Below are 14839 nucleotides of genomic sequence, written 5' to 3' on the forward strand. Positions count from 1 at the left end.
ATCACGCGACCCCTCTACGGCAGCGGCGCGGCGGGATGCGGTAGATGGGCCCGCCCGAGCCGCCCGGCGGCGTTCCATGGCCCGCCACCACCCGAAGGTGTGAATCTTGTTTTCCCACGTCAGCGGCCGAATTTCGCGCGTATGGTCGAACACATGTTCATCGACATCGCATCCCTCGTCCCGACCCGCCGACCCCGCCGATCCAATCCCGGTGCCCGGTTCGCGAACCCGATCGTCCTCAACGGACCGAGCGGGGACCGCGCGGCGCCCGGTCCGGTCCGGAACCGCGCGGCCCCGCCGGGCTCACGGGCCGACCAGCCGCACGATCGGGCTGGGCTCCTTGGACAGCGGGATGTTGTAGCGCTGGGCCAGGAACGAGGCCACGTCGTGGAAGAACGGCGCGGACGAGTGACCGTCCGGAGTGGAGTAGGCGGGCGTGTCGTAGACCATGCCCACCACGAACCGCGGCGAGTCCGCGGGCAGGATGCCCGCGAACGTGATCCAGTACAGCGTGTTGCTGTAGTGCCCGGCGGCCTGGTCGTACTGCTGCGCCGTGCCGGTCTTGCCGGAGACCTGGTAGCCGGTGACAGCCGCGGCGGGCCCGGTGCCGCTGTTCTGGTTCGGCGCCTTCTGCACCACGGCGCGCAACATGTCGCGCGTGGTGCGGGCGGTCTCCGGGCTCACCACGCGCACGCCCTCCGGGCGCGGCTCCTCGGTGCGCGTGCCGTCCGGGGCGATCTTCGCCTTGATGATCCGCGGCGGCACCCGCACGCCGTCGTTGGCGATGGTCTGGTACATCCCGGCCATCTGCAGCACCGTCATGGACAGCCCCTGGCCGATGGGCAGGTTGCCGAACGTGCTGCCCGACCACTGGCTGCGCGGCGGCACCCGGCCCGCGCTCTCCCCCGGCAGGCCGACCCCGGTGCGCTTGCCGAGGCCCAGCTTGTCCAGCAGGGCTGCGTACCGGTCCGGCCCGACCTGCTGGGCCAGCATGAGCGTGCCCACGTTGGAGGACTTGGCGAAGATGCCGGTGGTGGTCATGTCGACCTTGCCGTGCGGCCAGGCGTCGTCCACCTGCCGGTCGGCCACCCGGATCGACCCGTCCACCACGTGCACCGCCTCGGGCGTGGTCACCCCGTACTCGATGCTCGCCATGGCGGTCACCACCTTGTTGACCGACCCCGGCTCGTAGGGCGTGGTCACCGCGGCGTCGTTGTCCGCACCCGGTCCCAGCCCGGTGGTCGCGTTGGGGTCGAACGACTTGTCGTTGGCCAGCGCGTAGACCTCGCCGGTCTTGGCGTCCAGCACCACGGCGCTGACGCTCTTGGCCTGGCTGCGCCTGGCGTACTCGGCCGCCTTCTGCTGCAGGAAGTACTGCAGGTCGGCGTCGATGGTCAGCTCGATGTCCGCACCGTCCACGGCGGGCCGGTAGTCCTGGCTGCTGCCCGGGATCACCACGTCGGTGCCGCTCTCGGTCCACACGTACTGGCTGCCAGGCTGCCCCGCGAGGGCGTTGTCCCGCAGCATCTCCAGGCCGAAGAGCCCGTGCACGCCCTGCTTCTGCGCGGGCCCGTCCATCCGCCAGTTGGCGAACCCGACCACGTTGGACGCCAGCGACCCGCCCGGGTACTCCCGCCGGGCCCGGTTCTCCATGTTGAGCTCCCCGTGCTTCTGGCTCAGTTCGCGCGCCTTCGCAGGCTCGACGTCCTGCGCCAGGTAGACGTACGTGCTGTCGGACCGCAGCTTCGTCAGCAGGTCCTGCTCGTTCACCGCGCTGCCCAGGACCCGCGCCATGTCCCGGGCGATCGACGCGGTCTCCACGTCGAAGGACATCTTCTTGGTCGGGTTCTTCTGATTGAACTTGTCGATCACCGCCCGCTGCCCGTTCGGCCGGTAGGCGATGGCCACGGTGTCCACGTTGAACGCCAGCTCCACCCCGTTGCGATCCACAATGGACCCTCGGGTCGCCGGGATGGCGATCTCCTCCCGCCGCTGCCGCTCCGCCTTGGCCGCCAGCGCGCTCGCCTCGAACCCCTGCACCTGCACCAGCTTCAGCCCGGCCGCCACCAGCGAGGCCACCAGCAGGAACCGCACCACCACGACCCGCACCCGGTGGTCGGTCCCGGCGGCCCGCTGCCCGACCCGCCGCATCCGCCCCGGCCCCATGGCCCGCGCCCCGGGCCGAGCCTCCCCCCGGTCGGCCTTCTTCCCCCGGGCCTTCCTCGACGCACCCCCCCGCGCCAGCGGCCCACGCCCACTCACCAGACCCCGACCACCCACACCCCCGGACCGCCCATGTCCACCGGCCCGACCATGCGCCCCACCATCCGACCGCCCGTGCGCCCCGGGCCCCCCAGCCCCCGACCGACCGTGCCCACCGGCACCACCGGCCCGCCCACGCCCGTCACCACCGACGCTGTTCGATCGCTTGTGCCCACCAGCACCGGATGCACCCGCACGACCACGCCCATCAGCACCGGGCGCACCCGCACGTCCACGTCCACCGTCATCGGGGTCGCCCGCGCGGCCACGCCCATCAGCCGCCCCGGCGGCCCGCCCACGCCCACCGGCGCCCGCACCACCCGAGCGCCCCTGTCCCCCGGCACCCTTCGACCGCCCCTGTCCACCGGCCCCGGCGTCCCCGCGGTCATCCCATGGCCGCCCGGACCCCGCACGCCCACTCATACCTCGCGACGCCCCGGCGCCGCCACGCCCACCGGCCGCACCCGGCCGCCCCTCGCCGCGGGACACGCCGTCCCCACGCCCGTACGCACCCCCACGCGGATCACCGACTCCCCGCCGCCCCGCGCCACCGCGCCCGGCCTCATCGCCGCCCGACCCGTTGTTCCCTGTACCGCCGCGCACTCCCCGCCACCTTCCACAGCCCGCTCCCGACGCACCCCCTCGCCGGCCACCCGACCGCCACGACTCCCACCGATCCCCCGGGCCTGCCCGCCCGGACGACCACGCCCATCACCTGCGCACGGCCACCACCCGTCCGCCCGGCGGTGTACCGAGGTGAACGCCGACGATGGGGCGCACCGGTCGACCTGTCCTGCGCACCGACTCGTCCAGGGAGCCGTCGACCCTCGGATCGGGTAGCGGGGTCGCCACCGACCGTGAGGGGGCACCGGCGGCGTCCGCTCCGGGAGGGGCGGGCGCGGCGGTGGGGGCGGGCATCAGCCTGCTCCGCCCGGTGGGGGTGGAGTGGTCGTGGTGACGGGCGGCTGGCCTGCCTGCGCGTTCGGGTCCGGGTTGGCCGGGCCCTCCGGGGTGGCACCGGTGTCGCCCGCGGCGGGCGGGGTCGTCGCGGCTGCCGGGTTCTGGACAGGTGGGACAGCGGGGTCCTGCGCGGGTGGGGCGGCGGGGTCCGGGACGGGCGGGGGCGCGGTGGCGGGCTTCGGCGTGCCGACCACGGTCACCTTCCCGTCCGGGCCGACCACCAGCCAGGACGCGTCGCCCGCCGGGACCATGCCGAGGGCCTGGGCGCGGCGGGCCAGTTCCGGGGCCGCCTCGCCCTTGGCAACCTCCTGCTGGAGGCGGGCGACCTGCTCGGTCAGCGCCGTGGTCTCCTGCTTGGCCTTCTCCAGCGCGTACGAGTCGGCGGTCGCCTGGGTGGTCAGCCACAGCGTGGCCGCGACGCCGACCACCAGCAGCACGATGATCAGGACGACGAACGTCGCCCGCCCGGACGTGGTCTCCTCGGGCGATGCCGACTTGGCCGTATGCGACCGAGCGGTCTCCCGCTGTGCCGACCGCGCGCGCTCGACCACCGCCGCGCGCACGCGTCCGGCGACCCGGCGGGTCTCCGGCTCGCGGAGGTCGGTCGGGGTCTCGACCGCCCGTCGCGTCGCGGTGGCCGCCCGGTTGCCGGAGGTGGCTGCTCGGTTGGTGGTGGTTGCCTGGTTGTCCGTCGAACGCCGGGTGGTCGCGCCTCGGGTGGTGGCCTGCTCGGCCCGGTCACCTCGACTGGGCCGCCCGCTCTCCGCCGGGGCCTTGTCCGCGCCGAGGCCGAGACGGCTCAGGGCGCCACGCACGCGGCCCTGATCCGCGCCCGCGCGACGGGAGCGGCCCACGGTGAGCACGACGCGGCCACGGTCCCGAGCCGAGGCCCGGGTACGGCCGGTCGGCTGGGACTCACCCGCGCGACGAGCCCGGGTCGAACGACGCGACGCACCCTCCGTCGCCTCGGACTCCGCGAGATCACCGGACTCGCCGGAACCACCAGACCCGGAACGACCGGCGGAGCAGGCAGGCTCAGTGGACCCGGCAGACCTGGCACGACCAGCGGAGCCTGCACGGTCGGTAGAGCAGGCGGAATCGGTCTCGGCAGAGCCTGCGGAACCGGCCAGACCGGCGGCCTCGCCTGCCTCCTCGGCCTCGACCGCCACCCCGGCGTCCACACCCGACTCCACCGCCACATCCGACTCCACCGCGTCCGCGGCCGCCGACTCGGGCTGTTCGGTCGAGGCGCGCCGGGACTGGGCGGGCAGGTCGCGGGCGTCCTGTCCGGCGCGGGTGCCGTGCGCGGTCATGAGGCCTCCCGGATCCGTTCCGCGGCGCGGAGTCGGACCGACTGCGCGCGGGGGTTGTGCTCGATCTCCTGGTCGTCGGCCACCTCGGCGCCGCGGGTGAGCAGCCGGACCTGGGGGCCGTGGCCGGGCAGCTCCACCGGCAGCCCGGGTGGGGTGGTGGAGGTGGCCAGCTCGGCCAGGGCCCGCTTGACGATGCGGTCCTCCAGCGACTGGTAGGCCTCGACCACGATGCGGCCGCCCACGCGCAGCGCGGTGAGGGCGGCGGGGATGGCGCGGCGCAGGACGTCGAGCTCGGCGTTGACCTCGATGCGCAGGGCCTGGAACGTGCGTTTGGCCGGGTGGCCGCCGGTGCGCCTGCCTGCCGCCGGAACCGCCGCGTACAGCAGCTCCACCAGGCGGGCGCTGGTGGTGAACGGCTCGCGGTCGCGTTCGGTGATCACGGCGCGGGCGATGCGGGAGGCGAAGCGCTCCTCGCCGTAGTCGCGCAGCACGCGGGTCAGGTCGCCCGCGGTGTAGGTGTTGAGGACGTCCGCGGCGGTCAGGCCGGTGGTCTGGTCCATGCGCATGTCCAGCGGCGCGTCCCTGGCGTAGGCGAAGCCGCGGTCGGCCACGTCCAGCTGCATCGAGGACACGCCGAGGTCGAACAGCACCCCGTCCACACGCGACAGTCCCAGGTCGGACAGCGCGTCCGGGAGTCCGTCGTAGACGGTGTGCACCAGGTGGGCCCGGTCGCCGTGTCGGGACAGGCGGTCGCGGGAGAGGGCCAGCGCGTTCGGGTCGCGGTCGAGGCCGACCACGGTGAGCCGCGGGTACGCCGAGAGCAGCGCGTCGGTGTGGCCGCCCAAGCCGAGAGTCGCGTCCACCAGGACGGCGTCGCGGTCGGCGATGGCGGGGTCGAAGAGGTCGAGCACGCGGCGCAGCAGCACCGGCTCGTGCTGGGGTCGATCCGTCACGCGTGAACCTCCGGACGGGGGCGCGCGGCGACCGGCATGCCACACCGCCGCGCTGTCATCGCCGTACCCCTCTTCCGAAACACTCGCCCGGACGGGCCGGGTGCCGCCAGGTCCCCGCCCGCTCGTCGGACCTGGCACCGGGGAAGGTGTGCCAGGGCCGAAAGCGAGCGGACCGAGGCCTCACGGCACCCCGCCACCGCTGTTCCCCACGCTCAGAACACGCCGGGCAGGACCTCCTCCCGGGCCTGGGAGTAGCTGTCCTCGTGCTCGTCCAGGTAGGTCTGCCACGCCGTGGCGTCCCAGATCTCCAACCTGGTGATCGCGCCGATGACCACGCAGTCCTTGGACAGGCCCGCGTACTTGCGCAGTTCCGGCGCGATCACGACCCGCCCCTGCCCGTCGGGTCGCTGCTCGTCGGTGCCGGCGAACAGGTACCGCTGGTAGGCGCGGACCGCCTCGTTCGTCAGGGGTGCCGCGGCGACCTTGCGTGCCATCTCCTCGAACTCCGCGCGCGGGAACACGTAGAGGCAGTGATCCTGACCCTTCGTGACCATCAACCCACCCGCGAGCGCTTCCCGGAACTTGGCGGGCAGTGTGAGCCGCCCTTTGTCGTCGAGCTTGGGGGTGTGCGTGCCGAGGAACATCCGACACTCACCTCCCCGCCGATACCGGAGGCATCGGCCGCGAGGCCCCCGTGCGCCCCACTTGGCGCCACAGTACCCCACTTTTCACCACAGTCAACGCGAAACGCACGGGATTCCGACCGTTCATTCCCGCGTTTTCCCAGCTAGAGCGCGGGTCACCGAAGTGGGGGACGGTGCGGGAGGTAACCGGGCCGGGTTACCCGGGACGGTTCGGAAAAGGCGTGAATCCGACTCGGAATCGGCCTCCGGCGGCCCGTGAACCGCATGTCACGGCCATGGGTGGGGGACGGTGGGGCGCTCGGGTGCGGTCCGGTGGGGCGCGGTGGGGACGGCCGGAACCCGCCGGGCGCTCACCCGTTCGGGTAGCGCTCGGGCCGTCGCGGATTCGTCACACCGCGTGACCGCGATTCGGGCGCGGGCCCGGGGCCGGACGGCCCAGCGCGCGGCGCGGTTCGGGCCACGCGGGTCGGCGGCCGCCGACCCGGGCGCGCGGCTTTCGCCCGTCCACCGACCGCGGCCCGGGTCGGCCGCTTATCCTGGCAAGATCGGCCGTGACCTGCGCCACTCGCCGGGCGCCTGCCCGGTCCCGGGTCGGGCGCGGGAAGCTTTCGGTGGATGACGTTGGGCACCTCGCCCTCGTTTGACACACTTCATGGCAGGCTGTCGCGGCCTCGGGCGGTCGGGCAGGCCACGGCCGGACCGGTGTCGCGGGTCCGACCCGTCGGACCTGGCCGCGGCCCCGACCGGGCGGCGCCAGGCGGACCGGACAGCCGCCGAGATACCAGGAGGTCGCGTGACGTCGAGTACCCCGCCAGCCGCTCTGCCCGGCAACCCGTACGGCCAGAACGGCGACCCGTACGCGGGGCAGCACGGGCAGTACGCGCCTCAGAACCACCCGCACGAGGCGCAGCAACAACAACAGCAGCAGCACCAGGCCCCGCAGCCACATCCCCGGTCCGCAGGCGGCAGGCTCGACGACCTGCACGCCATCACCCAGCGGATCGCCGCGAACGTGGAGCGGGTGCTGGTCGGCAAGCCCGAGGTGGTGCGCACCGCCCTGGTCGCCCTGCTGGCCGAGGGTCACCTGCTGGTCGAGGACGTGCCGGGGGTGGGCAAGACCTCGCTGGCCAAGGCGCTGGCCAGGTCCATCGACTGCTCGGTGAGCCGCATCCAGTTCACCCCGGACCTGCTGCCCAGCGACGTCACCGGGGTGTCGATCTTCAACCGGCAGACCAACGAGTTCGAGTTCCGGCCCGGCCCGGTGTTCGCCAACATCGTGGTCGGCGACGAGATCAACCGGGCCTCCCCGAAGACCCAGTCGGCGCTGCTGGAGTGCATGGAGGAGCACCAGGTCACGGTGGACGCGAACACCTACGACCTGCACTCGCCGTTCATGGTGATCGCCACCCAGAACCCGATCGAGATGGAGGGCACCTACGCGCTGCCCGAGGCCCAGCGGGACCGGTTCACCGCGCGGGTGTCCATCGGCTACCCGGACCCGCAGGCCGAGCTGGCCATGGTGGACGAGCACGCCGGGCACGACGTGTTCGCCACGCTGCGCCCGGTCTCGGACGCCGACCAGGTGCGGGCGATGATCGAGACGGTGCGCGCGGTGCAGATCGCCCAGGAGGTGCGCCGGTACGCGGTGGAGCTGGTGTCCGCGACCCGGCGGCTGTCCGAGATCCGGATCGGCGCCTCGCCCCGCTCGACGCTGCACCTGGTGCGCGCGGCGCGGGCGCAGGCGGCGCTGTCCGGCCGCGACTTCGTGGTGCCCGACGATCTACATGTGGTGGCGATCCCGGTGTTGGCGCACCGGCTGGTGCTGACCCCGGAGGCGCAGGCCTCCCGCCGCTCGCCCGCCGAGCTGGTGCGCGGCCTGATCCAGCGCGTACCGGTCCCCCAGGCAGCCCCGGAAATGGGCGCCCAATGGTCAGTGCGGCGTTGAATTTCTTCCCACCACCCACCCCCTCGTCCCCACCCGGCACCGTCCCCGACCTGGCACCATTCCGGCCACCATCGCGGCAGGGTCGTCACCGGACGCGGTGCCCGGCCACCACGGCACGAACCCGCGGAACGCCGCCTGATCCCCGCCCCGGTGACCGTTCCGCCCCGACCTACTGAACACCCGTCTCGCAGACTGAACGCCCGTCCCGCAGAGCCAAGGAGTGCGCCGAATGCCGGGAGACCTCTGATGCGCGGGGCGCTGTCCGGGCTGACGACCCGGGGCCGGTGTCTGCTCGCGGCCGGGCTGGCCGCCGCGCTGTGCTCGATCATGCTGAACGAACGCGACCTGCTGCGCGTGTCGGTGTTCGTGGTGGCCCTGCCGCTGTTGGTGTGCGTGCTGACCGCGATGACCCGGGTGGGGCTGCACGCCCAGCGGCACATCGCGCCCGGCCGGGTGCCGGTGGGCGGGCGGGCCGAGGTGGCGCTGTCGGTGTACAGCACGGGCAGGCTGCCCACGGTGGGGCTGCTGGTGGCGGACGGGGTGCCGTACGCGCTGGGCGGCAAGCCGCGGTTCCTGATCGAGCACCTGCCCCGGCACACCGGCACGCAGCTCCGGTACTCGCTGCAGCCGATGCTGCGCGGCATCCAGCAGCTGGGTCCGTTGAAGGCGACGGTGACCGACCCGTTCGGGCTGGCCGAGTTCGAGCGCGAGCTGGCGGGCACGTCGCGGCTGGTGGTGGTGCCCAGGGTGGTGCCGCTCAACGGCGTGCCGGGCGGGTCCGGGCTGGGCTCCGGCGAGGACGGCTCGGTGCGGCTGAACGCGGGCCAGGGCGAGGACGACGCGGTGGTGCGCCCGTACCGGCAGGGCGACGACCTGCGCAAGGTGCACTGGCGCTCGACCGCCAAGCGCGACGAGATGATGGTGCGGGTCGAGGAGAGCCCGTGGCGGGGCGGCACCACGGTGCTGCTGGACCACCGGATCGCCGGACACCGCGGCGTGGGCGCGGCCTCCAGTCTGGAGTGGGCGGTGTCGTTCGCCGCCAGCGTGTGCGTCCACCTGCACCGGCACGGCCACCCGGTGCGGCTGGTCACCGAGAGCGGCAGCGTGCTGGTCAGTGACGCGGGCGACGGCGGGCACAGCGACACCGCGGTGCTGGACGCGCTGGCCGCGCTGCAGCCGGTGCACCAGCCGGACATCTCGTGCCCGGTCGACCCGGGCCACGGGCAGGAGCTGGTGGCGATCCTGGGCGCGGCGTCCCCGGACTCGATCAGCAAGCTGATCCGCTACCGCACCCGGGGCGTGCGCAGCCTGGCGGTGCTGCTGGACACCCCGCGCTGGGGCGCGGGCGACGGCCCGGACGTGGACCCGCAGGCCACCGCGGCGCTGCTGGGCGCGGCGGGCTGGGGCGTGACCATCGCCCGGCCGGACGTGCCGATGTCGCACGTGTGGTCGAGCATCTGCCGCACCGGCACCCGCCGGGGCGACTCCATGATCGCGGGGACGGGCGCGTGAGCGAGCGGATGACGCCCCAGGCGCAGTGGTCGACCACGGTCACGCCGGTCGTGGCCGCGGCCACGACGCTGTGCGCGTCGACCGCGCTGTCCGGGGTGATCGACGGCGCCCGCTGGCTGGGGCACGCGGGGATCGCGGTGGTGCTGGTGACCGCGGTAGGCCTTGGCCTGCGGGCCATGCGCACGCCGACCCTGCTGGTGGTGCTGGCGCAGCTGCTGACCCTGTTGTTCCTGCTGGTCGCGCTGTTCACGGACAACGGGATCCTGGGGATCCTGCCCGGCCCGAAGGCGTTCGATGACCTGGGCTCGGTGCTGTCGGCCTCGGTGGAGACGGTGCGCACGGGCGTGCCGCCGGTACCCGAGAGCAGACCGATCCTGTGCCTGGTGGTGATCGCGATCGGCCTGGTCGCGGTGCTGGTGGACACCCTGGCGGTGGCGGCGGGCACGCCCGCGGCCTGCGGTCTGGTGCTGCTGTGCGTGTACGCGGTGCCCGCGTCGCTGGCCGACGAGCTGCTGCCGTGGTGGTCGTTCGTGCTGGGCGCCGGGTCGTTCGCGGCGCTGCTGGCGGTGGACGGCACGCACCGGCACCGGCTGTGGCGCAACCGGCCGACGATGCCCACCCGGGGCACCGGGTTCGGCTCGCCGCTGGCGATGGTGTCGGCCGCGCTGGTGCTGGGCCTGGCGGCGGGCGGGTTGATCACCGGTATCGGCACGGTCGGCAGCCTGCCCGGCGGCGGCAAGGGCACCGGCGACGGCGGCGGGCTGGCGCTCAAGCCGTTCACCAAGCTGCGCGGCATGCTCGACCAGGGCGACAACGTGGAGCTGCTGCGCGTGCGCGGCCTCGGCAACCAGCCCCGCTACCTGCGCGCGATGACGCTGCCCCGGTTCGAGAAGGACGGCGGCTGGGTGGCCTCGGACGGCCTGGCCACCAACATCCCGGCGCGCGGCGCGCTGCCCCCGGCAGCCGGGGACGACGGCGCAGGCCCGCTGTCCCGGGTGGAGATCGAGCCGATCAACTACAAGGACCTCTGGGCGCCGGTCTACGGCACGCCGCGGGAGATGCGCGGCCTGCCCGACGGCATGTTCTACGACCAGTCCGGCGGCATGGTGTTCTCGCCCAAGGAGAGGCGGCTCAACAAGTACACCGAGAACGCCGACCTGTCCGAGCCGGACGCGGCGACGCTGCGCGGGGCCAGCCGGGACTTCAGCGAGATCGACCCGGTCTACCTGGACGCGGACGGCATCGACCCGCAGGTGGTGGCCCTGGCCAAGCGGCTGACCGAGAACGCGCCGACCATGTTCGACCAGGTACTGGCGCTGAAGAACTACTTCGCCACCACCAACGGCTTCCGCTACGAGACCAAGACGGCGCTCACCTCGGACGAGAACGCGCTCAAGGAGTTCCTGTTCGGCGCCAAGACCGGCTACTGCGAGCAGTACGCCTCGGCGATGGCGATCCTGACCCGCGCGGCGGGCATCCCGTCCCGGGTGGCGATCGGCTACACGGCGGGCTTCCTGTCCAACGACTACCGGTCGATCACCACCCAGGACGCGCACGCCTGGGTCGAGGTGTTCTTCCCGGACAGCGGCTGGGTCACCTTCGACCCGACACCGCTGTCCGACGGCCGCACCTACGACCCGCCGTACGTGAGCAGCACCCCGAGCAGCGGTTCGGCCCCGCCGGTGACCTCGGAGAAGATCCCGACCGCGCCCGCCACCACGCCCTCGGCGAAGCCGCAGGACAAGCCGGACGACAAGCAGCAGGCGGGCGGCGGCGACCAGCAGAACGTGCCTGCGGCGGCGTGGACGTGGCAGGTGTGGGTGACCATCGGCCTGGGCGGCCTGGCCGTCGCGCTGTTCCTGCTCACCCTCGCCCTGCGCGTCCGCCCGGCCCGCCCGGCGGCGATCGGGGTGGGCCTGCTGGCGGCGGTGTTCCTGCTGTCCCTGGTGTCCTGGTGGCTCAGCGCCCTGCTCGTGATCATGCTCCTGGCCGCCGTCCCGGCCATCATCCGCGACTGGCGACGCAGGCAGCGCAGGCACGCCCTGGCCGCGCACGACCCGACGGCCGCCTCGGCGGCCTGGGCGGAGCTGATGGCCGAGTCCTTCGACCGGGGCGCCGAGACGGCGGACTCGGACACGGTCCGCATCGCGGCCCGACGGCTGGCGAAGGAACACAGCCTGGACGAGGGCAGCAGACAGGCACTGCGCACGGTCGTGGACTCGGTGGAACGCTCCTGGTACGGCGGCCGCGACGAACACGACCCCGAGCTGGCGCGCGCGTTCGACGAGGTGGTGCAGGGCATGCGCCGCTCGTCCCCACTGGACTGGCGCGGCCGCCTCCTGCCCCGCTCGGTCATGCGGGCCCGCAAACGCCGCCGCGACAACGAGGACTGACCGCACGAGAGAGAGGGCCTGCCCCGGCGTTCGGGGCAGGCCCTCTCTCTCGTTCACATGTCATTCCCACTTGGACCGGAGGCCGCCTTCCCACCTCGCCCGGCTCGGTGGGAAGCGCTCGACCGCATCGGCCCAGCCAGGCCCGAGCCGGGCAGAACGCCCGCACCGGCCGACATGGGCTGGAAATGGTCGAGCGCCGAGACCCAGCGGGTTCGGCGCTCGACCAAATAGTGCCCGAGGGGGACTATCTAGCGTTCCTCGTCGAAGCGCTTCTTGAAGCGCTCCTCCATGCGTTGCGAGAACGAGCTACGGCGGTGGGCGGTGGCGCCGCCCTGTCCGCCCGCCGACTGACCCGACTCCGGCTCGGAGCCGCCCTGGCGCAAGGCCGTCAGGGTCAGCAGCGCGCCGCCGAACATCACCAGGAAGCCGAACAGGCTCACCACGGGGATACCGGCGGGCTTGAACGGCAGCATCACACCGAACACGAGGAACGCCACGCCAACGACGAACAGGATGATGCCCTGCAGTCGACGCCGTCGAGACGGCTTGCGTAGGCGTGCCCCGCGGACGGTGGAGGCGAACTTGGGGTCCTCGGCGTAGAGCGCGCGCTCGATCTGGTCGAGCAGTCGCTGCTCCTGCTCGGAGAGTGGCATACGTTCCTCCTCCGGAACAGCGGTCGCGGGGCGCCGGCGATCACGGTTTCCGCCGGACCCGGCGGGCACTCCTCGGTGGGGGTGTCGCTTCCAGGATACGGGGCGTTTCCCCTGCCGACTACCCGATCCCGCATCACGTCGCGGCCACTGTCGCGGGTCCGCCACCGTCGCCGGGCCCGGTGTCCTCCGTCCGGGGTAGCGCGCCCCCCTCGTGGCGGCGTTGCGCGTCCGATCGGTCACGCTCGGCTCCCGTCGCGATAGGGGCCCCGACCAGGGGTTCCGGAATCGCGAAGGCGTCCACCAGCACCCCGGCATAGGGGCGCAGCCCGGCGCACAACCGGTTGACCGCCCCGGTGACGGCCTTGGCCCGCGCGGTGCTCAGCCGACCGTGGCCGAGGAACCAGTCGAGATCGGACTCGACCGCGGCCAGCACGTGCAGGTCGCACACCCGGTCCAGCAGGTCGGCGGCGGCCGGGTCGGGGCAACGGTCGATCGCGGCGACGAACGCCTCCAGCACTATCCGCTCCACGTGCACACGCGCGGCCCGCAGCACGTGGTCCTGGGCGGAGTTGAACACCTCGAAGGCGTCCGCGCCGGGTTCACCCGCCCGGCGCAGCCTGCGGGCGAGGGTGTCCAGCACGTGCTTCTCCCGGTCCTCGAACAACCGCAGGTGCCATCCGCGGTCGAGCAGGTCGGTCTTCTCGTCGTCCGGGGTGACGGCGCGCACCAGGCGTTCGATCAGCGACCGGGCGGCGGTGCGCTCGATGACGGTGCCCATGAACTGCTCGGCGATGAACCGGGCCATGCCGACGCTGCCCAGCTCGTGCAGGTCCTGCCGGTAGCCGGTCAGCAGGCCCTTGGCGACGAGCTGGTGCAGCACGGTGTTGTCGCCCTCGAACGTGGTGAACACGTCGGTGTCGGCCTTGAGCTGCGGGAGCCGGTTCTCGGCGAGGTAGCCCGCGCCGCCGCAGGCCTCCCGGCAGGTCTGGATCGTCCGGGTGGCGTGCCAGGTCGCGGTGGCCTTCAGCCCGGCCGCCCGGGACTCCAGCTCGCGCTGCCGCCGGTCGTCGTGCTCGGCACCGGCAAGCTCGTGCAGCCTGGTGACGAGTTCCTCCTGGGCGAAGTGCAACGCGTAGGTGGTTGCCAGGGCGGGCAGCAGCTTGCGCTGATGGGCGAGGTAGTCGAGCAGCACGACCTCGTCGTCCGAGTCCGGCCGTGTGAACTGCCTGCGAACCAACCCGTACCGGATGGCGATGGCGAGCGCGCTCTTGGTCGCGCTGCCCGCCGCGCCCGCGACGCTGATCCGGCCGCGGATGAGCGTGCCCAGCATGGTGAAGAACCGGCGCGAGTCGCTCTCGATCGAACTGGTGTAGGTGCCGTCCTCGGTGACGTCGCCGTAGCGGTTGAGAAGTGCCTCGCGCGGGACGCGCAGGTGGTCGAACCACAGGCGCCCGTTGTCGACGCCGTTGAGCCCGGCCTTCCGTCCGCAGTCCTCGATCCGCACGCCCGGGACCGGCTCGCCGTCGTCGTCACGGATCCGCGCGAACAGCGCGTGCACCCCGCGCTCGCGCCCGTCGACGATCAACTGGGCGAACACCACGGCGGCCCGTCCATCCCTGGCCGCGTTGCCGATGTAGTCCTTGCGCGCGGCCTCGTGCGGGGTGTTGATCACGAACTCGCCGGTGTCCGGGTCGTGGGTGGCGGTGGTGCGCAGGTGCTGCACGTCGGAGCCGTGCCCGGTCTCGGTCATGGCGAAGCAGCCGGGCAGGTCCAGCGAGATGATGTCGCGCAGGTACCGCTCGTGGTGCCGCTCGGTGCCCAGCGCCTCGACCGCGCCGCCGAACAGTCCCCATTGGACGCCCGCCTTGACCATCAGGGACAGGTCGCCGAAGCCGAGCATCTCGAACGAGGTCAGCGTCGCCCCGGTGTCCCCCTCGCCGCCGTAGCGGGTGGGGAAACCGTGCCGAGGGTAGCCCGCCTTGGCCAGGGCGCGGAGCTCGTCGAGGACCTGGGCGCGGTGTTGTTCGGTGGTCAGGTCGTGGGTCGACGGCGACGGGAACGCGGCCATCCGCTCGCGGGCATCGCGCCGGATATCGCCCCAGCGGCCGTCGAGCAGCTCGGTCAACGCCCCGGTCAGGTCCTGGTCTGCCATGGTGTCCCTCCTCGATCGTGCGTCCCCGACGCTATCCGCGGCGGCACCGGGC

At 73.1% G+C, this 14839-nt stretch carries 10 protein-coding genes; 3 read left to right on the forward strand and 7 right to left on the reverse strand.

The genetic code is table 11. From position 1 onward, the window contains the following. Window positions 1-303 precede the first annotated feature (303 nt). The 5 genes from C503_RS0122910 to mraZ form a co-directional block, all read right to left on the reverse strand. Window positions 304-2166: a peptidoglycan D,D-transpeptidase FtsI family protein gene (locus C503_RS0122910; RefSeq protein ID WP_018684566.1), complete on the reverse strand. Its 1863-nt coding sequence runs from the start codon at window positions 2164-2166 to the stop codon at window positions 304-306. Between the two features lie 92 nt (window positions 2167-2258). After that, window positions 2259-2606: a hypothetical protein gene (locus C503_RS0122915; RefSeq protein ID WP_156893405.1), complete on the reverse strand. Its 348-nt coding sequence runs from the start codon at window positions 2604-2606 to the stop codon at window positions 2259-2261. 573 nt (window positions 2607-3179) lie between these two features. Then, window positions 3180-4535 (reverse strand): cell division protein FtsL, encoded by a 1356-nt coding sequence (ftsL, locus tag C503_RS44835; protein ID WP_018684568.1) that lies wholly within the window; start codon window positions 4533-4535, stop codon window positions 3180-3182. Continuing rightward, window positions 4532-5488, reverse strand: coding sequence for a 16S rRNA (cytosine(1402)-N(4))-methyltransferase RsmH (gene rsmH / locus C503_RS0122925; RefSeq protein WP_018684569.1), 957 nt, complete (start codon window positions 5486-5488; stop codon window positions 4532-4534). The genes ftsL and rsmH overlap by 4 nt, the downstream gene beginning before the upstream one ends. 212 nt (window positions 5489-5700) lie before the next feature. After that, window positions 5701-6132 (reverse strand): division/cell wall cluster transcriptional repressor MraZ, encoded by a 432-nt coding sequence (gene mraZ, locus C503_RS0122930; RefSeq protein WP_018684570.1) that lies wholly within the window; start codon window positions 6130-6132, stop codon window positions 5701-5703. Window positions 6133-7111: 979 nt separating this feature from the next. Here mraZ and C503_RS40450 point away from each other — a divergent pair. The 3 genes from C503_RS40450 to C503_RS0122945 all read left to right on the forward strand — a co-directional run bounded on the left by C503_RS40450 (window position 7112) and on the right by C503_RS0122945 (window position 11982). Then, a complete protein-coding gene (locus tag C503_RS40450) occupies window positions 7112-8077 on the forward strand; it encodes an AAA family ATPase (RefSeq protein ID WP_051114920.1) in 966 nt (321 codons plus the stop codon). Between the two features lie 246 nt (window positions 8078-8323). Then, window positions 8324-9589 carry a DUF58 domain-containing protein gene (locus C503_RS0122940; RefSeq protein WP_018684572.1) on the forward strand — a complete coding sequence of 422 codons (1266 nt, stop codon included), beginning with the start codon at window positions 8324-8326 and terminating at the stop codon, window positions 9587-9589. Further along, window positions 9586-11982, forward strand: a complete 2397-nt coding sequence (locus C503_RS0122945; RefSeq protein ID WP_245572565.1) for a transglutaminase TgpA family protein — start codon at window positions 9586-9588, stop codon at window positions 11980-11982. Before C503_RS0122940 ends, C503_RS0122945 begins: the two co-directional genes overlap by 4 nt. A 248-nt stretch (window positions 11983-12230) precedes the next feature. Here C503_RS0122945 and C503_RS0122950 read toward each other — a convergent pair whose 3' ends face one another. Then, window positions 12231-12635 carry a DUF3040 domain-containing protein gene (locus C503_RS0122950; RefSeq protein WP_018684574.1) on the reverse strand — a complete coding sequence of 135 codons (405 nt, stop codon included), beginning with the start codon at window positions 12633-12635 and terminating at the stop codon, window positions 12231-12233. A gap of 133 nt (window positions 12636-12768) precedes the next feature. Further along, window positions 12769-14787 carry an acyl-CoA dehydrogenase family protein gene (locus tag C503_RS0122955; protein WP_018684575.1) on the reverse strand — a complete coding sequence of 673 codons (2019 nt, stop codon included), beginning with the start codon at window positions 14785-14787 and terminating at the stop codon, window positions 12769-12771. Window positions 14788-14839: the final 52 nt, after the last annotated feature.

The sequence above is a fragment of the Actinokineospora enzanensis DSM 44649 genome, from assembly GCF_000374445.1.
Lineage (GTDB): Bacteria > Actinomycetota > Actinomycetes > Mycobacteriales > Pseudonocardiaceae > Actinokineospora > Actinokineospora enzanensis.